The sequence below is a fragment of the Aquimarina aggregata genome (assembly GCF_001632745.1).
GTDB classification, from domain to species: Bacteria; Bacteroidota; Bacteroidia; order Flavobacteriales; family Flavobacteriaceae; genus Aquimarina; species Aquimarina aggregata.
In genome coordinates this window covers 79,007-102,474 of sequence record NZ_LQRT01000007.1, presented here as the reverse complement: position 1 = coordinate 102,474, position 23,468 = coordinate 79,007, and the positions used below count along the sequence as shown (strand labels likewise).

Here is a 23,468-nt window from a genome sequence, read left to right as displayed (position 1 = left end):
CTAGATATAAATAAAAGTGTAATTGCACGCATAGACGGTTGTGTGGATGATTTTTTATACACAAAGTATAAATCTACTTATTTTTTTTGAAGTTAGATGCTCTGTAAAGCTTCATTAACTGCATTATTTAAATAACCTCCTGATATTATTTTAGATCTTACTTGATTTACGTTATTTTTCATGGTTTGATATTCTTCAGGAGATAAGTTCTCTAATTTCTCACTTAAATCTTTTAAATTAGAAATGGTTAATCCTAATTTATTTTCCATTATAAATTTGCTAATTGCTGCTTTCTCCCATACGATAACCGGAAGTCCACATAAGATGTAGAGTGAAGTTTTGTGTGGGTTGTTAAATTTTAAATATTGTCCATATTGCCCACTACATTCTTCTGTAGAGTTGCCGTCCCATACTAATCCGAATGATCCTTCAATATGATACGCAACTACATCTGATGGAAAAGCACCTTCATAAGATAATATTGATTCTTCTTTATTTACTTTAAGCTTATTGTGATCAAAACCTAAGCCATAAAGTTTCATTTTAAAGTTATTCTTGGCAAGAGTGTCAAGGTCAAAAATATAAGAATTTTTACCATCTCCAAAACCACCGGCATATACTATTTCATATGGTTGTTGACCTGTGTTATTGTTATTTTGTGCAGGTAATCCTTTAGTTAAAGTATAGTCAAATATACCTAGAACAATTATCGGTATTTGCACATTTTGTGAAACAAACCAATCTTTCATCGCAGGATTATGAACAATAATTGCATCAGAAGTGATGATTTTTTTTAATTCCTTATCGGCACTGCCAGTTCTGCCTTTTAGGTATCTTACATCATGGACAATGGTGATAATTTTGCATCGCTTTAAATGAGCGATAAATAAAACATATTTTCTGAATTTGTTCAAAGGGTATTGCGTACATAAAACACTTTTAAATGGCAACCGAAATAATGCCATGGTAATTCCGAAGAAATTTTTAATCGTTCCCATTGCAGAATTAGGAATAGATGATTGCTTAAACCCCAGGTTTTTAAAGCCCATTTCTTGTAAAACAAATTCACAATCGGTTTTTGCTTTTCCGGCTGCGTTAAAAAGAGATTTGTAATTTCTTGAGATATAATACCCTATCATAATTATAGTCACATTTCTGGTAGGAAAGATACATACATTTTATTTTTTGAGAACATTTATTGTTAAGATAATTATGGCAATTACAATTTGATTTAGGTAAATCATTATAAAGTATTAGCTTTGACCATTATTTAATCTAGAAGGTGAATGATGAAATAGGAGATGATCTATGAAGTACCTTAAAATACGTTTGAAAATAACTTAAAATAGTAAGAGTGGCTAATAAAAAGTATGATTACCTTATTGTTGGGGCTGGTTTGTTTGGAAGCGTTTTTGCTCATGAAATGACAAAGCGAAATAAAAAGTGCTTAGTTATCGATAAGAGAAATCACTTGGGGGGTAATGTATATTGTGAAGAACAAGAAGGGATTAATGTGCATAAATATGGAGCACATATTTTTCATACAAACGACAAAAGAATTTGGGATTATGTAAATCAATTTGCTGAGTTTAATAATTATATAAATTCCCCATTGTCTTTATCAAAAGGTAAACTCTATAATTTACCTTTTAATATGAATACATTTTATCAATTATGGGGTACAAAAACACCAGAAGAAGCCCGAGATATTATAAATAAACAAATAGCAAAATACGGAACCAAATCTCCAAAAAATTTAGAAGAACAAGCGCTTTCTTTGGCAGGTAAGGATATTTATGAGACTTTTATAAAAGAATATACAGAAAAACAATGGGGTAAAAAGGCAAAAGAACTGCCTGCTTTTATAATTAAACGCTTACCAGTACGTTTTACGTTTAATAATAATTACTTTAATGATAAATATCAAGGTATACCAATAGGAGGGTATAACGTCATTATTAATGGATTGTTAAAAGGAATAGATACCAAAACGAATATTGATTTTTTTGAAGATAGAGAACAACTAGAGTTACTAGCCGATACCGTTGTGTATACAGGTAAAATGGATGAATTTTTTGACTATAAATACGGACAATTAGAATACCGATCACTACGTTTTGAAAATGAATTATTAGGAATTGATAATTTTCAAGGTAATGCAGTTGTGAACTATAATGATGCTTCTTATGATTTTACACGTATTATAGAACATAAGCATTTCGAATTTGGAACTCAAGATAAAACGATTATTACTAGAGAATATCCTGAAGCTTGGGATAGAAGTAAAGAGGCCTATTACCCAATAAATAACGATGAAAACCAAAAACTCTTTAAAAAATATAAAGCAGAATCTCAAACTTTAAAAAATGTGATTTTAGGAGGTAGATTAGCCGAGTATAGATACTATGATATGCATCAAATTATAGCCTCTTCATTGGCTAAGGTAGAAGAAATATCTTCAAATAGTAATGAATAAAACACGCTATCAAAATTAGTTTAAAAACTATTGGGTTTTTTCAATTGGTATGTTAACTTTGTGTAACGTGTATTGTGTAAAACATATTAATGAGTGATTTAATTGAAATTGTTGATTCTCTTGAGAATAGGATAAGTAAGCTGCTGCATAAGTATGAATTAATGAAGCAACAGAATGCAGATTTAAAGCTTAAAATTCAGGAATTAGAATCAGAATCATCACTTCAAGTAGATCAGTTACAGCAGTGGGAAGAAAAATTTAGCTCACTTAAAAATGCAAACGCAATGCTGGGCAGTGATAAATATAAAAGGGAGACCAAGCTCAAGATAAACGCTTTAATAAGAGAGATTGATATGTGTATAGCACAGCTCTCTGAATAAGTATACTATGGCAGATAAGCTTAAAATTAAACTATCAATTGCGGATCGTGTATATCCATTAACCATTAATCCTGATCAGGAAGAGGGTTTACGTAAAGCGGCTAAAAAGATAGAAGCCATGATAAAACAGTTTGAGCAGAGCTATGCGGTAAGAGATAAACAAGACGTATTAGCCATGTGTGCATTGCAATTTGCAGCACAAGTCGAACAAAAAGTTATAGATAAAGATGATGATAAAGATAATGTTGCAAATAGATTAAACGCATTAAGCGATTTGTTACATGAACATTTATCATAACGTTCATTAAATTAAATAAGGTTACTGCCTGCACTAGTTGTTATTTTGATAAACTCAACAAGAATTAATTAAAAAGGGTGAGTTTAAGTTGTAAAAGCGCGCCGCCTTGAGCGGATTCTTGAGCAGCTTGTTAGCCCTAAACCTGTTTTTACAGAGTTTATACAAAACCTTTACTAATGCAGGCTTTTTTATATATAAATACTAACACAAATTATGGATAATATTATATTTTTGATTATAGCTTCAATAGCCGGTTTAGCAATAGGTTTTGTTATTGCTAAGGTAATGGAGCGCAACAGAGCATCAGAAATTATTAAAACGGCAAAGAAGAGTTCAGAAAGTATTTTAAGAGAAGCAAAAAGCGAAGGGGAGACCATCAAAAAAGATAAGATACTACAAGCTAAAGAAAAGTTTATCGAATTAAAATCTGAGCATGAAAAAGTAATTTTATCAAGAGATAAAAAAATTGCTGATGCAGAAAAGAGAACAAGAGACAAGGAATCTCAAGTTTCTAACGAATTATCAAAGGGTAAAAAACTAAATAGCGAGTTAGAAGAGAAGATAAAAAATTATGATAAGCGCAATGATTATCTTGAGAAAAAGCAAACAGAGCTAAAGAAACTTCATAAAAGCCAAGTACAACAATTAGAGGTTATTTCTGGCTTATCAGCAGAGGAAGCTAAAGAGCAATTAGTAGAATCTCTAAAGGGTCAAGCAAAAACAGATGCAATGTCTCTTATTCAAGATACAATAGAAGAAGCAAAATTGACCGCGCAGCAAGAAGCTAAAAAGATTATAATTAACACTATTCAAAGAATTGGTACCGAGGAAGCGATAGAAAATTGCGTTTCGGTATTTAATATTGAAAGTGATGATGTAAAAGGACGTATTATTGGTCGGGAAGGTAGGAATATACGAGCTATAGAAGCTGCTACGGGAGTTGAAATCATAGTAGATGATACGCCTGAAGCAATAATTCTATCATGTTTTGATTCTGTTAGAAGAGAAGTTGCTAGACTTTCTTTACATAAATTAGTTACCGATGGAAGAATACATCCTGCCAGAATAGAAGAGGTTGTAAGAAAGACTAGAAAGCAGATAGATGAAGAGATAATCGAAGTAGGTAAACGTACCGTTATAGATTTAGGGATACACGGATTACATCCAGAGTTGATTAAGACTATTGGTCGAATGAAATATAGATCATCTTACGGACAAAATTTACTACAACACTCTAGGGAAGTGGCAAAACTTTGTGGTGTAATGGCCGCAGAATTAGGGTTAAATCCAAAGATGGCTAAAAGAGCTGGTTTATTGCATGATATTGGTAAGGTTCCTGATACAGAAACAGAAGTGCCGCATGCTATTCTTGGGATGCAATGGGCAGAGAAATATGGTGAAAAACCTGAAGTTTGTAATGCAATAGGTGCTCACCATGATGAAGTAGAAATGACATCTTTAATTTCTCCAATTATTCAAGTTTGTGATGCAATAAGCGGAGCAAGACCAGGAGCTAGAAGACAGGTGTTAGATTCTTATATACAGAGACTTAAAGATTTAGAAGAAATTGCTTTTGCATTTGATGGTGTCAAAAAAGCATATGCAATTCAAGCGGGACGAGAATTACGTGTTATTGTAGAGAGTGAGAAAGTAAATGACGAAAGAGCGTCGAGCCTTTCTTTTGAGATTTCTCAAAAGGTGCAGACAGATATGACATATCCTGGACAAGTAAAAGTTACCGTAATTAGAGAAACAAGGGCTGTGAATATTGCAAAATAAGCCTTAGAATAACATTTTTTAATAGAAAAAAATATTTAGAAAGAGTGGTGGATGTATTTCATCACTCTTTTAGTTTTAAGTCAAAAATTTAATCTGCTACTTTTTTTATAATTTCATCTTTCCATACTAATGCTTCTTGTATTGTGGTAAAATGTTTAAACTCTTTTTTGAAAAAGACTTTTTCAACTTGGGTTTGTATCTTTTGTAATGGATCTTCAGATACCACAGCTATACCAATAAGATTAGGTATTTTGGAAGACTCTGCATGTATAGCAGGATTTATAGAAAACGAATGGATTCTATGTGATATGTAAACAAAAGGCTTGTTTTTATAATGTATGTCAATAAGTTTTAAGAATACTTTTAAGTTTTCTGGGGTAGTAATCATTCCTTCATGTATTCTGGCAACAGTATAATCTTCGTATACATCAATATCACAAAACTCCAAATTATACGATGTAATCATTGTATATGTGAATTAAGAGAAAGATTATTAATATACGAATAATTGTTGAGAATCGTAAATATACCAAGCTATGTTTTTAAGAGATAATCGATATTGACTAGTGAGAATGGTTCTTAATCATGCTATCTTTCCATTGTAAAGCTTCTTCCATAGTGGTGAAATACTCAAAAGCTTTACTAAAAAAAGCTTTTTCAATTTTAGTTTGATTTTTTTGTAGAGTATTATCAGATACTACAGCTATGCCAATCAAATTTTCGATTTTTGAAGATTTTAAATGAGTAGTAGGATTTACAGAATAGGAGTGGATTCTATTGGATATATAAACAAAAGGTTTATTTTTAAAATGCTGCTCTACTAGTCCAGGCATTATGTTTTGATGTTCAGGAACAACAGTAATCCCTTCGTTCATAGTAACAACTAGGTAGTCGTTGTATATTTGTATGTGGCAAAAATCTAAATCGTATGTGGCAATCATTATTTGTACTAGCATTACATAAAAGCCTCTAATTTACAAATATATTGTTAACTTATGTTAATACTTAAAAAGGCTACTATCAAATTGGTAGTAGCCTTTTTATATTTTGGTAATTCTATAGGATCTAAGATTCTGTAGATTTTTCTGCTTTTTTTATGTTGATAGTCAACTCTCCTGAGTTTTCATCCATATCCATAAAAATACTATCACCCTCTTGTAGTTGTGCATTGATGATCTCTTCGGCGAGTGCATCTTCGATATATTTCTGAATAGCTCTTTTAAGAGGTCTTGCTCCGTATTGTCTATCAAACCCTTTTTCGGTAATATAATCTTTTGCTTTTTCGCTTAAAGATAATGTATAACCTAGTCCTTTGATTCTGCCATATAATTTATCAAGTTCGATATCGATAATTTTATGAATATCTTCTCTTTCTAAAGCGTTAAAAACTACAACATCGTCAACTCGATTTAAGAACTCAGGTGCAAAAGCTTTTTTCAAAGCATTTTCTATCACACCTTTGGCGTAATCTTCGGCTTGAGTTTTCTTTGCAGATGTTCCAAAACCAACACCTTGACCAAAGTCTTTTAGTTTTCTGGCTCCAATATTAGAGGTCATGATGATAATTGCATTCCTGAAATCAATCTTACGTCCAAGGCTGTCAGTTAAATATCCATCATCTAATACTTGTAACATCATGTTAAAAACATCTGGATGTGCTTTTTCGATTTCATCTAATAAGACAACTGCATAGGGCTTTCTTCTTACTTTTTCTGTAAGTTGTCCGCCTTCTTCGTATCCAACATATCCCGGAGGTGCTCCAATTAATCTAGAAACAGCAAACTTTTCCATGTATTCACTCATGTCAATACGTATAAGAGCATCTTCACTGTCAAAAAGTTCTCTTGCAAGCACTTTAGCTAATTGTGTTTTTCCAACTCCCGTTTGTCCTAAGAAAATGAAAGAACCAATAGGTTTATTAGGGTCTTTAAGTCCAGCACGATTACGTTGGATAGCTTTAACCACTTTTTTAACGGCTTCTTCCTGACCAATTACTTTACCCATGATCAGTTCTGGTAGCTCTGCTAATTTATTGCTTTCTGTTTGCGCGATACGATTTACAGGTATTCCTGTCATCATAGATACAACATCAGCTACGTTTTCTTCGTCAACGGTTTCTTTATGAAGTTTAGATTCTTTCTCCCATTGTTCTTGAGCAGTACCTAATTCTTTTTCAAGATTTTTCTCATCATCCCTTAACTTAGCAGCCTCTTCATATTTTTGTTTCTTGACTACACTATTTTTAAGTTCTCGAACTTCTTCAAGTTTCTTCTCGAGATCGAGTACTTTTTTAGGAACATCAATATTTGTAATATGAACCCTAGAGCCTGCTTCATCTAAAGCGTCTATTGCTTTATCTGGTAAGAACCTATCTGTCATATATCTATTAGTTAGTTTTACACAAGCCTCAATTGCTTCTTTAGTATAGCTAACATTATGATGATCCTCATATTTTTCTTTAATATTATTAAGGATTTCTATAGTTTCTTCTATGTTAGTAGGTTCAACAATTACCTTTTGAAAACGTCTTTCAAGGGCACCATCCTTTTCTATATATTGTCTGTATTCATCTAGGGTAGTGGCACCTATACATTGTATTTCTCCTCTTGCCAGAGCAGGTTTAAACATATTTGAAGCATCAAGACTTCCTGTTGCGCCACCGGCACCAACAATTGTATGAATTTCGTCAATAAAAAGGATGATATCTTCATTTTTCTCTAACTCATTCATTACAGCCTTCATTCGTTCTTCAAACTGTCCACGATATTTAGTTCCTGCAACTAAGCTGGCTAAATCCAGTGTAACTACTCTTTTGTCAAATAGGATTCTAGAAACTTTTCGTTGTACTATTCTTAGTGCTAGTCCTTCTGCAATAGCAGATTTACCAACTCCAGGTTCCCCGATTAAAAGTGGGTTGTTTTTTTTACGTCTACTTAATATTTGAGAAACACGTTCAATTTCTTTTGATCTTCCAACAACAGGATCTAATTTACCTTCTTCCGCCATGGCAGTCAAATCGCGACCAAAATTATCTAAAACAGGAGTTTTAGATTTTTTTCCGGCTTTGGCTCCAGATGGAGAGTTAAAAGGATTTTCTTTGGAAGAATCTCCTGTTAAATCATCATCGTCTTCTGAGAAAGATTCTGCTTTTGGGTTGTCTATGTATTCTTCGTCGTTAGCAATCATATACTTAAATTGGTCTTTAACGTTATCATAATCTACTTTTAAACGATTTAAAAGTTTTGTAGTTGGGTCGTTTTCATTTCTTAATATACATAAAAGAAGATGCGCTGTATTAATCGATGAGTTTTGAAAAAGTTTTGCCTCTAAAAAAGTTGTTTTTAAAGCTCTTTCTGCTTGTCTTGTTAAATGTAAATTCTTTTTTTCATTTGAAGCTATTGCAATATCAGGATTTGCGGGGCTTAAGATCTCTACTTTTCTTCTCAAGTTAGTTAAATCTATATCCAATGCATCCAGAATACTAATTGCTTTTCCACTTCCATCTCTCAACAAACCTAGCATTAAATGTTCTGTACCAATAAAATCATGCCCTAATCTTAGTGCTTCTTCTTTGCTGTAGGCAATAACATCTTTAACTCTAGGTGAAAAATTATCATCCATAAGATTAATCTCTTTCTTTTCTTTATAACTAAAATAGTAATTTTTAGGATTACTATGACAAAAACTATTCCTTTTAGTCGATCATTAACAAATATCTGACAGTAAAGTAATATTTTGTCATGTTATTATTATGTTATTCAGTAAAAAATACTACTGAAATACGAGCTATTTGATAGTGGGTTTGTCCAATTATCGGTAAATAGACAAAAAATGCTTTAATAATCAAAACCTATAGAACTAGACTTATTAACTATATGCAGTATTCCTTTTGTTAATAAATTACGTATATTACATAGGTAATTGGTTGTTAAAAACGTCTTAATTTACTTAAATTAGCCCGTTTATTAATTCAATTTTAGAAAAAAGTTTTTTATGACAGAAGGAGAAAAACTTATACCTATCAATATAGAAGATGAGATGAAATCGGCATACATTGATTATTCAATGTCTGTAATTGTGTCTCGTGCACTTCCTGATGTTAGGGATGGTCTTAAGCCTGTGCATAGACGTGTTTTGTATGGGATGCACGAACTAGGTGTTAGAGCTAGTAGTGCCCATAAAAAATCGGCAAGAATCGTTGGGGAAGTTTTAGGGAAGTATCACCCACATGGTGATACCTCTGTATACGATACTATGGTGCGTATGGCTCAGGAATGGAGTTTGCGTTACATGCTTGTTGATGGTCAAGGTAACTTTGGTTCTGTAGATGGGGATAGCCCAGCAGCAATGCGTTATACAGAAGCCAGAATGCGAAAAATATCAGAGGATATGTTAGCAGATATCGAAAAGGATACTGTAGACCATACCTTTAATTTTGATGATACCTTACAAGAACCTACGGTGTTGCCTACCAGAATTCCGGGATTGTTGATTAATGGAGCTTCTGGTATTGCGGTTGGTATGGCGACAAATATGCCGCCACACAACTTAAGTGAAGTAGTTGACGGTACTATAGCATATATAGATAATAATGATATTGAAATTGATGAGTTAATTACTCATATAAAAGCACCAGATTTTCCTACCGGTGGTATCATTTATGGTTATGACGGTGTTCGTGAAGCCTTTAAAACAGGTAGAGGCAGGGTTGTTATTCGAGGTAAAGCTTCTTTTGAAGAAGTAAACGGTAGAGAGTGTATTATCGTAAATGAAATCCCATATCAAGTCAATAAGGCAGATATGATTAAGAAAACTGCCGATCTTGTTAATGATAAGAAGATTGACGGTATTTCTTCTATTCGTGATGAATCCGATAGAAAAGGTATGCGTATCGTGTATATCTTAAAAAGAGATGCTATACCAAATATCGTTCTTAATCTTTTGTATAAGTATACTGCATTACAATCTTCTTTTAGTGTTAATAACATTGCACTTGTTAATGGAAGACCGCAATTGCTTAATGTAAAAGAGATGATTCATTATTTTGTAGAGCATAGACATGATGTTGTTGTTCGTCGTACAAAGTATGAACTTAGAAAGGCAGAAGAAAGAGCTCATATATTAGAAGGATTAATTATTGCTTCTGATAATATAGACGAAGTAATTGCATTGATCAGGGCATCTGCTAATGCAGAGGAAGCTCGAGAAAAACTTATAAAACGTTTTAAGCTTTCTGAAATACAAGCAAAAGCTATTGTTGAGATGCGTTTGCGTCAATTGACTGGTCTTGAACAAGACAAGCTTCGTGCAGAGTATGAAGAATTGATGAAAACTATCGAGGATCTTAAAGATATTTTAGCGAAGAAAGAGCGTAGAATGAATATCATCAAAGAAGAGCTTATCGAAGTAAAGGATAAGTATGGTGATGATAGACGATCTCAAATAGAATATGCAGGTGGAGATCTTAGTATAGAAGATATGATTCCAGATGAAAAAGTTGTAATTACAATTTCTCATGCGGGTTATATAAAAAGAACTTCTCTTAATGAGTATAAAAAACAAAATAGAGGAGGAGTAGGTCAAAAGGGAAGTACAACACGTAATGAGGATTTTCTAGAGAATTTATTTGTAGGAACAAATCATCAATACATGTTGTTTTTTACTCAGAAAGGAAAATGTTTCTGGATGAGAGTATATGAAATTCCTGAAGGTAGTAAAACATCAAAAGGAAGAGCAATACAAAACTTGATCAATATAGAAAGTGATGATAAAGTAAAAGCATTTATTTGTACTCAGGATCTTAAAGACGAAGAATACATTAATTCTCATTATGTCATAATGGCAACCAAAAAAGGTCAAGTCAAAAAGACATCATTAGAACAGTATTCTAGACCTAGGACCAATGGTATTAATGCAATTACGATCAAAGATAACGATGAGTTACTAGAAGCAAAGTTAACTGATGGTAAAAGTCAGGTAATGTTAGCTGTTAAATCAGGTAAAGCAATTCGTTTCGAAGAAGAGAAAACTAGACCAATGGGTAGAGGAGCATCTGGAGTTCGAGGTATTCGTTTAGCAGATGAAAAAGACGAAGTAGTAGGAATGGTTGCCGTTAATGATATGGAGAGTAATATCTTAGTGGTTTCAGAAAACGGATTCGGAAAACGTTCTAAGTTAGAAGATTACAGAATTACTAATCGAGGCGGTAAAGGTGTTAAAACTATTTCAGTTACGAAAAAAACTGGTAACTTAGTGGCGATTAAGAATGTAACTGATTTAGATGATTTAATGATTATCAATAAATCCGGAATAGCAATTCGCTTATCTGTAGAAGATTTACGAGTTATGGGGCGTGCAACTCAAGGTGTACGTTTGATTAATTTAAAAGGTAAAGATTCTATCGCGGCAGTTGCAAAAGTGATGCAGGATGAAGACGATTTAGAGGAAGAAGAAGGTATAGATGAAACAGCTTCTACTACTTTAGATACTGACACTACATCAGATGGCACGAATATTGATAGTGAAGAAAAAGAATAAATATATCCCATTTTAAAAACACAAGTAATGAAGACTAAATTTTTCGTAGTATTATTTCTAACGATTAGTGCTATTGGATTTTCTCAAAAACAAGCTTTAAAAGCAGCGGCTAAAGCCCTTAAATCAGGAAATGTAGAAGTAGCAAGTGATGCGCTTAAGGCAGCAGAAGGACAACTGGAAGCAGCTGATGAAAAGATGAAAGCACAGTATTATTTCTTAAAAGGACAAGTAATGTCCGCTTCTAATTCTGATTCTTTAGAGAAAATAGAAGGAGCAGCAAATGCATATAATAAAGTTATCGAAATTGAAAAAAAATCTGGTAACTCTAAATACACTGCAGAAGCTGATAAGAAAATTCTAACATTGCGTCAAGCTTTAGTAGAAAGCGCAATTAAAGATCAAAATGCTAAAGACTTTAAAAGTGCGTCTGAGAAACTATACTTAGGGTATAGCACGAATAAACAAGATACTACGTATTTGTACTATGCAGCAGGTAATGCTGTCAATGGTAAAGACTATGACACTGCTCTTAAGTATTATGAAGAGTTAAAAACTATTGGTTTTAACGGTGTAACTACAGAATACTACGCTACAAATAAGGAATCAGGAGTTGCAGAAGCTTTTGGTGATAAGCAAACAAGAGACCTTAGTGTAAAATCTGGAACTTATATTAAACCAGAAGATCGTTTGACTGATTCTAAAAGAGGCGAAGTAGCAAAGAACATTGCTTTGATTTATATTAGTCAAGGTAAAGATGAAGAGGCTATGAAAGCTATTGAAGATGCTAAAAAAGATAATCCTAATGATTCAGCTTTACTACAAGCAGAAGCTGATGTGTTTTATAAATTAGGTAATATAGCTAAGTATAAAGAAATAATGGAAAAGATTGTGGCTAACGATCCTGAAAACCCAGATTTACTTTATAATTTAGGTGTTAGTGCATCTCGCCTAGGAGATAATGATCAAGCATTAAAATATTATGAAAAAGCATTAGAATTAAGACCTGATTTTAATGCGGCTCAAATTAATATAGCTTCTATTATTTTAAATGGTGAAGTTGCTCTTAATAAGGAAATGAACAACTTAGGAACTTCAAATGCAGATTATAAAAAGTTTGATGAGCTTAAGAAGCAGAAGCAAGACTTATACAGAAAAGCAGTACCTTATTTAGAAGGAGCTTTAAAGACAAAGCCTGATAATGTAGAGGCAGTTCGTACGCTTATGCAGATTTTCTATCAATTAGATGATCCAAAAGCAGACGAAATGAAAAGCAAACTTAAAGCTTTAGAAGGAGGCAACTAAGTTTCTAGATAAAAGCAAAAGAATAAAGACCAGAATCAAATGATTCTGGTTTTTTTATGGAATAATACGAGATGTAAATGTTAATAATTTGTTAGTTCATTCCTTTTGATGAAGTATATTACTTTTTTAGGCTTTCTGGTGAATGTTACCATATTTTCTTAGCGCATTACAATAAAATACTATGAGAATTAATCGCTATGATTAGAAACTTCAATTCTAGGTGAATGGGGAGTGCAGCAGTTCTGTCTGCGTTAAAGCTTATACTATTCTGTTTTAATGTTATTTATGTTTTAAGATTTATAACACAACATCAAAATAACTTGTTTAAAGAGGGTAAAAGTCTTGTTAAAATAAAAAAGAGGCTATTTAAATAGCCTCTTTCATAAAATATATTTTATCTACTAAAACTTATAAGAAGAAATCAAATGATTTTTTTCATTAATAAAAATAACATTATCAATTTCATCTATTACATAATTAGGAGTTTTGTCTAACAAATCAATTTGTTTATCAATAGCTCCCGATGTTTTGTTAATCATATAGATTGAATGTTTAGTAGGAGCGGTATCACTTTTAATTTTTGTAACTATAAATTTGTGATTTTTAACATTTTTAGAGTTAGAATATCTTTGTTTTGTGATTTCAAAAACAGGAGTCATATTTTGCCCATCTCCAACATATAGTCCTGCTACCATACTTTCTGTGGTTGTTCCGTCGGTTTGATCCTGAGATCTTTGTACAACTCCATTAGATAATGCAGATAATTGATCAATATTTTCTAGTGCACCACTAATATCTAAATCTACACCTGCAACAGCTAGTCCAACTTCAGCAAGTCCTATTAAACCTTTAAGACTAGATGCCGGCTCATAATATTTAGTGTGTTTAACTTCACCAGAAGGAGATAACAAAGAAATATGCTGTCCTGTATATAAAAGGTATCCAGCATCTTTTACATACTCTGCTAGTAAAGGAGTTTTTCTTTTAACGTTTTCTAAAACAATGTCTTCAGCAAAAAGGTCTATTTTTCCCGATGCCAAATCAAATTTATACCCTTTTTTGTTTTCAAATAAAATAACCTTGCTTTCCTTTTCATCATATGTTACTGCAGGTATAGACTTAAATTTCACATCTCTGTCCCATACATCTTTTCCTTTTTCATAGTCTAAAATGTTTGATCGTTCTGTAGATACGTACATTACACCTTTATCGGTAGGAGTAACGTAGTATGCATATCCTTTTACTTTACTAGACCATATTTTCTTTCCTTCTCCATCGACTAAAGATATAGTACCGTCTTTCTCGTCTTTACCTATAGCAATTAAACCTTTTTCGTGAGGAATTACTTCGTCTAAATATTCTATCTTGAAGCTTTTCTTCCATTTAAATTCATTTGTACTAGGATCAATAATATTAAAACCTTCTGTTTCTACCAGAATTAGGTTATTTGCTTCGTCAGGACGCACATCGATTAATGTTCCTCTTAATTTTAGTTTACCAGGAGTGATATCTGTTCCATCGGTTGGATTAAGTACGGTTAACTTTTTTGATTTTTTAATACCCAGATACAAACTATTGTTGTTTGCAGAGTATACTAAGGCTTTAATTTTTTTGTCAGTTTCGTGATCCCACATTACTCCGCCATTTGAACCGTTAATGGCAAAAATTTCATTTTTTATTCCTAAAATGAGATTATTTTCTTTGGTAAAATATGGTCCGTGATCGATAAAACTTTTACCAGATACTAGACTTTTGATAAAACCGCTACTTTCACCAAGTGGGGTTACCCATAATTTTTTCCAAGTTTTAAGACTGAAACTCATTAAATAGCGTTCGCTATCCTTAGTTAATTCGAAAAGAATGATTCCATTATCAGGTAAGAGAGTGAAATTTTTGATTCTATAACCGTCATCTTTGGTATCGTATACAACATCTCCTGTACTAGAATTAATAATCATTCCTCTAGTTTTTCCAGCAAGAGGAGTGTATTCTATGTAAAACAGGGGTAATCCATCTATAGTAAGAAATGAGTTTTTATCAATACCCTTAAGTTCTTCATTATGCCACTTGATTACACCAGAAGTGTTATCCATAGCCAATAAACCTTTAGCCCCAGAGGCTATGATCAAACCGTCATTAGATTGCATAATCCAACCTACTTCGTATAACGTTTCTTTTAGGTTTACTTCCCAAAGTTTTTCTTGAGTATACCCGTATGCAAGATTAAGAAATGCGAGGACAAATAAGAGATAAATTTTTTTCATAAAGGTGTTTTAGATTTAGATAATAAATTAGATTTAATAAAGTAATCTTAAAAAATTATAAGTTGCTAATTTACAACAATCCAAGATAACTGTTAAAAAAAACTAAAATACTATTTTATAAAAACTAAAACAACTAGAATATTTACCTTAACTCGGCCCCTAGTTTACTTTCAAAATTATGCTGTAATTTATTCATAATTTTGTCAATCTGTTTGTCGGTAAGTGTCTTGTTGTCATCTTGTAATGTGAAACTAACAGCATAAGACTTTTTCCCTTTAGGTAAGTTTTTACCTTGGTATACATCAAACAAACTCACTTCTTTTAAAAGTTGCTTTTCTGATTGTTTTGCGATAGTATAAATTTCTTCAAACTTAATACTATCATCTAATAAAAGGGCAAAATCTCGACGAACTTCTGGAAACTTCGGAATGTCTTTAAACTTAATTTTGTTATGTTTAGCATATTGTAAAACATTGTCCCAGTTAAAATCTGCGTACAATACTTCTTGAGAAATTGCAAAATGCTTTAAAATGGATTTTTTTACAATTCCAAAGTCAACAAGCTTAGCTTTGCCAATACTTAAAGAAATACCTTCAGAAAAAACATCGGTTTTAACAGGCGATGATTTTAATTTTGTTAATCCAAGACGTTCTAAAACAGCAATTACTATTCCTTTTAAATAAAAGAAATCACTAGCTTCTTGACTGGTTTTCCAACTTTCTTGATTTCTGTTCCCAGTAGTTAGAATACTTAAATGCTTATTTTCTACAGTTTTATCCTCGTAATTGTGATACGTTTTACCAAACTCAAACAACTTTAGGTCAGAACGTTTTCTGTTGCTGTTATAGGTTATAGCTTCTAATCCTGAAAATAATAGCGATTGACGCAATACTGCCAAATCATTACTAAGAGGATTCAACATTTCTACATTATTTTCAGGCTTTAATTGATCACTTAACTGGATATAATCAGCACTAGTTAAGGAATTGGCCATCATCTCATGAAACCCTTGTCCTACTAATTGATTAGATATGGTATTTTGAACATTGTGATCTGCAAATTTGTCAATGTTAGAAATAGACGCATTTAATTTTTCTTTAAAACCAATATTATTGTAACCATATACTCTAAGAATTTCTTCAATTACATCTGCTTCTCTTTGTACATCGTTTCTATATGCAGGAATAGTTAATCCTAATCCACTTTCTGTAACATTATTGACTTTGATATCTAATGAAGATAAAATACTTTTAATAGTTTCTTGTGGAATCTCTTCACCAATTAATTTAGTTGCATTATCATAGGACAAAAGAACTTGATAATCTTCAAATTTTTTAGGGTACAAATCAGTTATTTCACTAGAAATAATTCCTCCAGCAAGTTCTTGAATAAGTAATGCAGCTCTTTTTAATGCATATTCTGTAATGTTAGGATCGATACCGCGCTCAAATCTAAAAGAAGCGTCGGTGTTTAATCCATGTCGTTTGGCTGTTTTTCGCACACTTACAGGATTAAAATAAGCACTCTCTAAAAAGATAGAGGTAGTAGACTCAGAAACACCAGAATTAATACCTCCAAAAACACCGGCTATACAAAGTGGTTTAACAGCATCACAAATCATTAAATCTTCATGATGTAATTCTCGTTCTACCTCGTCGAGTGTTGTAAATTTGGTTCCTTTTTCTAATGTTTTGACTTCTATTTTGTTGCCTTCAATATAATGTGCGTCAAAAGCATGTAACGGCTGGCCTAATTCATGCAAAACATAATTAGTAACATCTACTACATTATTCTTTGGTGTAATACCTATAGCCTTAAGTCTATGTTGTAACCAAGCCGGGGAATCATCTATTTTGATATCAGAGATAGATACACCACAATACCTGGGAGCAAGATCTGCATTTATAACTTCTACATCTATTTTATTTAATCTATTTTCTACTCTAAAATTACTTACAGAAGGAGTAATAAGTTCTAGATTAATATCTTTTTGCAATAATCCAGCCTTTAGATCACGGGCAGTACCCCAATGACTCATAGCATCAGCACGATTAGGTGTTAATCCAATTTCAAAAACCTGATCATTTTCTATATCGAATACTTCAGAAGCTTTAGTACCTACTACAATATTTGGATCTAAAACCATTATACCATCATGACTCTTTCCAAGGCCAAGTTCATCTTCGGCACATATCATTCCATGACTTTCTTCTCCTCGTATCTTACCTTTTTTTATTGTCCATTCTTTTCCATCCTCATCATAAAGCTTCGTTCCTATGGTAGCTACAGGTACTTTTTGACCAGCGGCAACATTAGGAGCTCCACAAACTATTTGTACAGGATCTCCAGTACCCAAATCTACTTTTGTGATTTTTAATTTGTCGGCATTTGGATGTTTGTCGCAGTTTAATACTTGGCCTATAACAACACCAGTTAAACCACCTTTTACACTTTGATAAGTTTCTATTCCCTCTACTTCAAGCCCTAAATCTGTAAGTAACTCACCTGCTTTTTCAGTTTCCCAATCTAAGTTGATGAATTGCTTTAGCCAGTTATATGAAATTTTCATTGATACTATTTCTAAATTCAGTTGGTAAAGATACTATATTGGATAGAGGTGGCAAATAGTATTAATTGGTATTAAAAAAAAAAAGACCTATCTTGGATAAAACTAACATAAAGAACATGAAAATATTTACTAAAACTCTAATTCTAATATTACTGATGGTATTTATATCTTGCACTGATAAGAAAAAAGAAGAAGCCGAAAGTAGAGAAGTATTAGAAAAAGTAGAAGCTGTTGAATCTGAATTAGATGAATTATCTGAGGAAATAGAGGCTAAATCCGATGAATTAGAAAAGTCTTTAGAAGACTTGGATGATATATAATTACATTCCTTAATAAACCTTTTCTATATAATTTACCCTGATTATATAGTTTAAACCTAAGTAATAACTTAAAAACCAAATCATGAAATTTATTAGATTATTTATTGTAATACTATTAATTTTTGGAGCAGGAAATTATTCTGTTACGGCACAAGGAAAATCCAAACAAGCAAAAGAGAAAGTTGCTCAGAAAAAAAAGAAAGGAAAAGACAAAGTAAAGGAAATTAAGGAAGAGGTGGATGAAGAAATAGAAGAAGCTGAGGAAATATCGGATAAGGTAAAACAAAAAGGAAAAGACAAAGCCGATAAAATGAAGAATAAGGGAAAAAATAAAGAAGGAAATGATGATGATGATGATGAAAGAATAAAAAAGGAGAAAAAAAACAAAAAAGAATCTAAAGGTAAGGCCTATGGTAAAAACAAAGGAGAGTTAAAAGGAAAAGAATTTGGTAAGGCAAGAGCTGAGGAAGCAAAAGATAAAATTAACAAAAAAACAGAAGAGCTTTCAAAAAGTGATACCAAAATTCAAAAAGGAGAACAAAAAATAGCTGCCGCTAAAGAACGATTGGCAAAAGCCAAGGAAAAGACAGGAAAAGAAGCATTAACTCCAGAAGAACTTGCAGAAAAAGAAGCCAAAATTGCTAGAGCCGAAGAAAAATTAAAAGGTTTAAAAGAATCTGTTAAAAAAGGAAAAGATAAGGTGAAAAAAGGAAAAGAAAAATTAGATGAGATAAATCAAAAAGATAAGTAGTAAAGTTTTACTTTTAATATTCTTAAAAAAAGTATTCATTTATATAAATGATATTTACTTTTGAAGTATCTAAATATAAAAGTTATGAAAATAGTTAGAATAGTTCTGGTAACGTTAATTGTTTTTCTTTTTGGAAGTAATACAATGGTTGCTCAAAGCAAAAAAAACACGAATAAAAGTACGCACGTTGTAAAAACGAATAAGAAAGCCAATAAAAAGAAAGTAAATAAAAACAGCCCAAGAAAAAGAGGTGCTGCAGAGGTTTTAGTGGAGCCTAAGGCTAAAACAATGAACGATAAAAAGGAAGCAAAAAGACAACGTCAGGCTAGAATTGATGATGTTATAGAGAAAAATAAAAGAAGGAAGAAAAAAAAGACACAAGGGTTGAGAGAAGGGAAAGTTGAAGGAAAGAAAAAAACCAAAACAGACAATTAATACATAATTAATACATACATACTAATGTCTAGATAGAATTCTCTTTCTAGGCATTTTTTATAATTACCTATGAAACAACAAATTATTTTAAGCATCTTACTGGTACTCATAATTTCATCCTGTAAAAAAGAACAAACACAGGAACGTATAAATTTTAAAAGCGGTCCTTGGAGAGCAGAACTTGAGCTTCAGGATAACAAAAAACTTCCATTTTTATTTGAGGTTATGGAAGATCAAACATTGAAAATTTTTAATGCAGAAGAAATTATTGATGTAGAGGATATATCTATAGATAAAGATTCTATTAGAATCAATTTCCCTGTGTTTGAGGGGTATGTTGCAGCTAAATTTATAGATTCAATAACAATTTCTGGTAGTTTTATTAAAGAGAGTTTAAATAGGATTGTTCCTTTTAAAGCTACTTATGGAGTACAAGATCGTTTTAAAGTTAATGCCAAACCATCATATGATATCACAGGTAATTGGGAAACTATATTTAGTAAAGACTCTAATGAAGATCGATATATTGCTAAAGGAATATTTAAGCAAAATGGAAATATAGTTACAGGAACTTTTAGAACAACAACAGGAGATTATAGATACCTTGAAGGAGTTCTTAATAACGATATACTAGAATTATCAGCTTTTGATGGAGCACATGCTTTTTTGTTTACCGCTAAGGTAACAGATAGCACATTAAATGGACACTTTTATTCAGGTAACCACTGGAAAGAACCTTTTACTTCAAAAAAGAATGCTTCTTATGAATTACCATCTGCAGATTCATTAACATTTCTTAATGAGGGTTATGATCGTCTGGCATTTAGTTTTCCCGATGTTAATGGTAATATAGTTTCGCTAAACGATGATCGATTTAAAGATAAAGTTGTTATTGTTCAAGTTATGGGAACTTGGTGTCCTAATTGTATGGATGAGACTAAATATTATGTAGAGTATTACAATCGTAATAAAGATAAAGACGTAGCCTTTATTGCACTTGCTTTTGAATATGCTAAGACACAAGAAAAAGCTTTTACATCCATAAAAAGATTACAAAGTAAATTAAAAGTAGAATATCCTGTTTTATTAGCACAATATGGTACTTCAGATAAAAAGAAAGCACAAGAAAAATTACCAATGCTTAATCACGTTTTATCGTATCCTACATCTATATTTATAGATAAAAAAGGTCAGGTTCGTAAAATTCATACAGGTTTTAATGGCCCGGCTACAGGAGATAAGTACTTAGATTTTAAGAAAGAATTTGAGAGTTTTATAGATCAACTATTATCAGAGTAATCAAAAGAATACTTTAAAAAAGTCATAGTAAAGCAGTACTGCTTTACTATGACTTTTTTATGAAATTTTAAGTTCAATTAATTGTGATGGTACGCGTGACTAATGTTTTTTCTTTATTTGTGATTGAAATTATATAAACCCCATAAGAAATTTTAGAAAGATCTATAGTCGTTGTTTTTGAAATTATAGGTTTAGATCTTAATATCTTCTTTTCGGTTGTATTGATTATATGCATTACCGAATTTTCTGGAAATTCTCCCTCTAGTGTAATAGTGTTTTTTGCAGGTACGGGATAGAGTTTTATTTCTGAATTTTCAAGAATGCTATTCGTATTTAAAGCCTCTTGATTTGGACCTCTTAATTCTATTTCGGCAATTTGAGTGAGCGAAACATCATCTCTGTTTTTTGTGATTTCAAGTCTATAATATGAATAAGCTTTAGTGTTTGAAAAGGGTAGAACTTTTTTTTCAAATGGAATAATGAAAAATTGCTCATCCCAATTTTGTAATAATGTAAAATCAATACCATTATTTGACCCTAATAGTCTAAAATTTTCTGGATCTCTATCTGGCGCATCATTTGGACTAGTAAGCGTAAGGGTATTAACAATTTTTGCTTCAGGTAGTTGAATTTGTATCCAACTTGGGTCATTTTGGCTGGGAGTTCCGCCATTATCAAGCCACTTAGTAAAATTAGAAGGCCCAGATAGGTTATCAAAAGCTTTTTCTTTAGACTCAGCTTCATTTATCTCTGCTCTAGCAGTTAGTACACCAGTTCCTACAGGGTCTGTATGATCAATAGCATTATTATCAGAAACAGCGATTAAAAAAGGTTTGGTAAGCGTATTTGATCCATCTTGATTGGTTGTAGTAAGAGAAACATCAAACGCTCCAACGGTATTGTAAATCACTGTAGGGTTTTCTTGAGTACTAGTAGAAGGTGATCCTCCTGGAAAAGACCAAGACCAAGAATTATCATTAGTAGATGTGTTAAGAAAATCAACAGATTCTCCTACTTGTATAGTTGATGTATTAACAGTAAAATCGGTAATAGGATCATTATCAACTGTTACATAGTCTATTTTCTTTTCAATATCAAATCCTCTATGGTTAACAGTAATTAATTTCACAGTATAACTTCCTATTTTATTATATGTTACCGTTGGGTTTTCTAAAGTACTTCTGCTTGGAGATCCTCCCGGAAATTGCCATATTTTATAAAATGCTCCTGTAGATGAATTACTCAGAAATGTAATGGATTCCCCCAATTTTATAGAAGTAGCGTTAGCATTAAAATTGGAGATAGGGGGATTTAAATCACCTGCAGGGCCATTAAAAACTTGTAATTCTCCGATATTGATTTTATAGTCATCTACATCATTATCAGAAGAAAATTGAAATCCTATAAGAGCCAATTCTTTTCCAGCGTATTTCTTTAAGTTAATAGTTTTGATATTCCATCCGTTGCTTCTACTTTTTCCGATATTAAATGTTATTAGATTTGTGGGGTCATCGGTAAATGCAACAATTAGATTCATATTCGTTTTGGATTTTTTACCTAGAGAATAAGTAATATCAATTTTTGTATCTGATGTAACAGGAAGTTTTGTCTTATACAATTTTAAATTTGTAAGTCCTGTACCTTTTAAAACACCTTCGATTTTTAATGAATTACCCCCATTATATGCTGTAGAAAAATCAAAAGATGTTGTAAGATTACTGTTACCTTGAATTGCAAATTGCCATGTAGGTAATATATCCTGTTTGGCAATATCATGCCAATTTCTTGTAGTTTGTGCTCCATTTTTAGAAAAAACTCTACCATGACCAGTGTTAAAACTTGTCTTAAAAGGTAGTGCTGTGATAGGCGAAGAAGCAGGGATCCAATTACTTAAACCTTTAAAAGCAGTGTCATCTATGATTTCAGGATTAAGATCTTCCCCTCCAAAAAGATGTTTTTCAGCATTATAAAAGCGATCTCTTTCGATATCCGTATCAATGTTTCTAAAATTACTATACCTATCATTTTGAAAAACGGCGTTTGTAGCAAAAAGTGCTATTGATGTAATTGGAGAATTATCAGTATGTAGTGCTTCCATCCAACGATTCCCACCTGATTCAAAAGCACTTTGATTACGCGTAGGCCAAAGATCAACTCCAGTGAAGACATCAAAAGAACTTCTACCTATAGTATTGGCTGTTGTTTTAGAATTGTTAGGACGATTACTTCCAAACCAGAAAAAATTAATAAACATTCCATCTGATATTCTTGAATTACCATCTTGTAAAAAAGTACTATTGTTATTGTTTAGTTCATTTTGCCATCGTACTTGACCATTCGTTAGCATTGCATCATACCAAATTACTTCTTGATTAGATGGTAAGATATGCTTAAGTTCTTCTACAAATTCACGCATAAGTAATCCGTTAACCGGAGTAGTATTCGTTTCCATATTAATAAACCAACCATCGAATTTATAATAAGTAGACATTTCTTTTAATTTTTGAGCAGTAATAAACTTGCCATTACTATCTTTTTCAAGAAAATTAGTAACTGTAGAAGTATTTCCTCCAAATACATTAGGAGCAAAAAAGACATTACCATAAACTTTAACTCCGTTTTTATGAGCTGTATTTGTCCATGGAGCAGATGGTATTTGTATAGTCTGATCTGCAGTTCCGCCAAACCAAATAAGCTTATCGATATAGCTCCAGTGCTTAAAATTGTATAAGTTAAATTTCGACTGTTCTTTAGTGTAATTGGCTAAACCATTCATCCCATCTGGAGCATATATGATCTGCATATCATTGCTTAATGTGGGATTTAATTGTGTGCTGTTTAAAGTAAAACGGGTAGCCAAAGGCGTTTCAGAAATGTTAGTTGCATCTGCAGTGGGGCCATCAGAAGTCCAATTTTTAAGTTGTTCTATAGTTAAAACAAATGGTGGAGCATCTGCTATTACTTGAGAATGAACTTTAGATGATATACTTATAATAAGTAGTACATAAAAAACACTGGTGGATAATAAAGGTTTTAATTGCATGATATTATTTTTTTG

General features: G+C 32.1%; 17 protein-coding genes and 1 other RNA gene. 11 read left to right on the top strand and 7 right to left on the bottom strand.

What is annotated here, in order from left to right:
- Positions 1-92: 92 nt before the first annotated feature.
- Complete coding sequence (locus AWE51_RS10150; protein WP_157766064.1) at positions 93-1,151, bottom strand: beta-1,6-galactofuranosyltransferase; 1,059 nt, start codon at positions 1,149-1,151, stop codon at positions 93-95.
- 203 nt (positions 1,152-1,354) lie between these two features.
- On the opposite strand from AWE51_RS10150, the gene glf reads away from it, so the two are divergent.
- The 5 genes from glf (at position 1,355) to rny (ending at position 4,933) form a co-directional block, all read left to right on the top strand.
- Positions 1,355-2,476, top strand: a complete 1,122-nt coding sequence (gene glf / locus AWE51_RS10145; RefSeq protein ID WP_066313030.1) for a UDP-galactopyranose mutase — start codon at positions 1,355-1,357, stop codon at positions 2,474-2,476.
- A gap of 89 nt (positions 2,477-2,565) precedes the next feature.
- The gene (locus AWE51_RS10140) at positions 2,566-2,856 is read left to right on the top strand and encodes a hypothetical protein (RefSeq protein WP_066313028.1); all 291 of its coding nucleotides are present in this window, start codon (positions 2,566-2,568) and stop codon (positions 2,854-2,856) included.
- A 7-nt stretch (positions 2,857-2,863) separates the two neighbouring features.
- Complete coding sequence (locus AWE51_RS10135; RefSeq protein WP_066313025.1) at positions 2,864-3,154, top strand: cell division protein ZapA; 291 nt, start codon at positions 2,864-2,866, stop codon at positions 3,152-3,154.
- Positions 3,155-3,206: 52 nt separating this feature from the next.
- Positions 3,207-3,313: non-coding RNA, 6S RNA (gene ssrS / locus AWE51_RS10130), on the top strand.
- 54 nt (positions 3,314-3,367) lie between these two features.
- On the top strand, positions 3,368-4,933 hold the full coding sequence (gene rny, locus AWE51_RS10125; protein ID WP_066313024.1) for a ribonuclease Y: 1,566 nt from the start codon (positions 3,368-3,370) through the stop codon (positions 4,931-4,933).
- Positions 4,934-5,021: 88 nt separating this feature from the next.
- Here rny and AWE51_RS10120 read toward each other — a convergent pair whose 3' ends face one another.
- From AWE51_RS10120 to AWE51_RS10110, 3 genes are all read right to left on the bottom strand, one after another.
- Complete coding sequence (locus AWE51_RS10120; RefSeq protein WP_066313021.1) at positions 5,022-5,399, bottom strand: STAS/SEC14 domain-containing protein; 378 nt, start codon at positions 5,397-5,399, stop codon at positions 5,022-5,024.
- Between the two features lie 97 nt (positions 5,400-5,496).
- Complete coding sequence (locus AWE51_RS10115) at positions 5,497-5,874, bottom strand: SpoIIAA family protein (protein ID WP_066313018.1); 378 nt, start codon at positions 5,872-5,874, stop codon at positions 5,497-5,499.
- Between the two features lie 124 nt (positions 5,875-5,998).
- The gene (locus AWE51_RS10110) at positions 5,999-8,554 is read right to left on the bottom strand and encodes an ATP-dependent Clp protease ATP-binding subunit (protein ID WP_066313016.1); all 2,556 of its coding nucleotides are present in this window, start codon (positions 8,552-8,554) and stop codon (positions 5,999-6,001) included.
- Positions 8,555-8,926: 372 nt separating this feature from the next.
- Between AWE51_RS10110 and gyrA the strand changes: the two genes are divergently transcribed.
- Together gyrA and AWE51_RS10100 are read left to right on the top strand one after the other, a co-directional pair.
- Complete coding sequence (gene gyrA, locus AWE51_RS10105; protein ID WP_066313014.1) at positions 8,927-11,470, top strand: DNA gyrase subunit A; 2,544 nt, start codon at positions 8,927-8,929, stop codon at positions 11,468-11,470.
- A gap of 27 nt (positions 11,471-11,497) precedes the next feature.
- The gene (locus AWE51_RS10100; RefSeq protein ID WP_066313011.1) at positions 11,498-12,772 is read left to right on the top strand and encodes a tetratricopeptide repeat protein; all 1,275 of its coding nucleotides are present in this window, start codon (positions 11,498-11,500) and stop codon (positions 12,770-12,772) included.
- A gap of 401 nt (positions 12,773-13,173) precedes the next feature.
- On the opposite strand, the gene AWE51_RS10095 is transcribed toward AWE51_RS10100, so the two are convergent.
- Together AWE51_RS10095 and pheT are read right to left on the bottom strand one after the other, a co-directional pair.
- Positions 13,174-15,036 carry a PQQ-binding-like beta-propeller repeat protein gene (locus AWE51_RS10095; protein ID WP_066313008.1) on the bottom strand — a complete coding sequence of 621 codons (1,863 nt, stop codon included), beginning with the start codon at positions 15,034-15,036 and terminating at the stop codon, positions 13,174-13,176.
- A gap of 142 nt (positions 15,037-15,178) precedes the next feature.
- Positions 15,179-17,605 (bottom strand): phenylalanine--tRNA ligase subunit beta, encoded by a 2,427-nt coding sequence (gene pheT / locus AWE51_RS10090; protein WP_066313006.1) that lies wholly within the window; start codon positions 17,603-17,605, stop codon positions 15,179-15,181.
- Between the two features lie 116 nt (positions 17,606-17,721).
- Here pheT and AWE51_RS26455 point away from each other — a divergent pair, with 116 nt between their 5' ends.
- The 4 genes from AWE51_RS26455 to AWE51_RS10075 all read left to right on the top strand — a co-directional run bounded on the left by AWE51_RS26455 (position 17,722) and on the right by AWE51_RS10075 (position 20,410).
- Positions 17,722-17,925, top strand: a complete 204-nt coding sequence (locus AWE51_RS26455; RefSeq protein ID WP_157766062.1) for a hypothetical protein — start codon at positions 17,722-17,724, stop codon at positions 17,923-17,925.
- An 82-nt stretch (positions 17,926-18,007) separates the two neighbouring features.
- Complete coding sequence (locus AWE51_RS10085) at positions 18,008-18,676, top strand: hypothetical protein (protein ID WP_066313003.1); 669 nt, start codon at positions 18,008-18,010, stop codon at positions 18,674-18,676.
- Positions 18,677-18,760: 84 nt separating this feature from the next.
- The gene (locus AWE51_RS10080; RefSeq protein WP_066312997.1) at positions 18,761-19,111 is read left to right on the top strand and encodes a hypothetical protein; all 351 of its coding nucleotides are present in this window, start codon (positions 18,761-18,763) and stop codon (positions 19,109-19,111) included.
- Positions 19,112-19,180: 69 nt separating this feature from the next.
- On the top strand, positions 19,181-20,410 hold the full coding sequence (locus AWE51_RS10075; protein ID WP_066312995.1) for a peroxiredoxin family protein: 1,230 nt from the start codon (positions 19,181-19,183) through the stop codon (positions 20,408-20,410).
- A 73-nt stretch (positions 20,411-20,483) separates the two neighbouring features.
- Here the strand turns inward: AWE51_RS10075 and AWE51_RS10070 are convergent, their stop codons facing one another.
- A complete protein-coding gene (locus AWE51_RS10070; protein ID WP_066312992.1) occupies positions 20,484-23,453 on the bottom strand; it encodes an endo-beta-N-acetylglucosaminidase in 2,970 nt (989 codons plus the stop codon).
- Positions 23,454-23,468 lie beyond the last annotated feature (15 nt).

What these genes read in the sequence shown, in the direction of transcription:
- AWE51_RS10140 (WP_066313028.1), top strand. Translation starts at nt 2,566, where the DNA reads ATGAGTGATTTAATTGAAATTGTTGATTCTCTTGAGAATAGGATAAGT.
- AWE51_RS10135 (WP_066313025.1), top strand. Translation starts at nt 2,864, where the DNA reads ATGGCAGATAAGCTTAAAATTAAACTATCAATTGCGGATCGTGTATAT.
- rny (WP_066313024.1), top strand. Translation starts at nt 3,368, where the DNA reads ATGGATAATATTATATTTTTGATTATAGCTTCAATAGCCGGTTTAGCA.
- AWE51_RS10120 (WP_066313021.1), bottom strand. Translation starts at nt 5,399, where the DNA reads ATGATTACATCGTATAATTTGGAGTTTTGTGATATTGATGTATACGAA.
- AWE51_RS10115 (WP_066313018.1), bottom strand. Translation starts at nt 5,874, where the DNA reads ATGATTGCCACATACGATTTAGATTTTTGCCACATACAAATATACAAC.
- AWE51_RS10110 (WP_066313016.1), bottom strand. Translation starts at nt 8,554, where the DNA reads ATGGATGATAATTTTTCACCTAGAGTTAAAGATGTTATTGCCTACAGC.
- gyrA (WP_066313014.1), top strand. Translation starts at nt 8,927, where the DNA reads ATGACAGAAGGAGAAAAACTTATACCTATCAATATAGAAGATGAGATG.
- AWE51_RS10100 (WP_066313011.1), top strand. Translation starts at nt 11,498, where the DNA reads ATGAAGACTAAATTTTTCGTAGTATTATTTCTAACGATTAGTGCTATT.
- AWE51_RS10095 (WP_066313008.1), bottom strand. Translation starts at nt 15,036, where the DNA reads ATGAAAAAAATTTATCTCTTATTTGTCCTCGCATTTCTTAATCTTGCA.
- pheT (WP_066313006.1), bottom strand. Translation starts at nt 17,605, where the DNA reads ATGAAAATTTCATATAACTGGCTAAAGCAATTCATCAACTTAGATTGG.
- AWE51_RS26455 (WP_157766062.1), top strand. Translation starts at nt 17,722, where the DNA reads ATGAAAATATTTACTAAAACTCTAATTCTAATATTACTGATGGTATTT.
- AWE51_RS10085 (WP_066313003.1), top strand. Translation starts at nt 18,008, where the DNA reads ATGAAATTTATTAGATTATTTATTGTAATACTATTAATTTTTGGAGCA.
- AWE51_RS10080 (WP_066312997.1), top strand. Translation starts at nt 18,761, where the DNA reads ATGAAAATAGTTAGAATAGTTCTGGTAACGTTAATTGTTTTTCTTTTT.
- AWE51_RS10075 (WP_066312995.1), top strand. Translation starts at nt 19,181, where the DNA reads ATGAAACAACAAATTATTTTAAGCATCTTACTGGTACTCATAATTTCA.
- AWE51_RS10070 (WP_066312992.1), bottom strand. Translation starts at nt 23,453, where the DNA reads ATGCAATTAAAACCTTTATTATCCACCAGTGTTTTTTATGTACTACTT.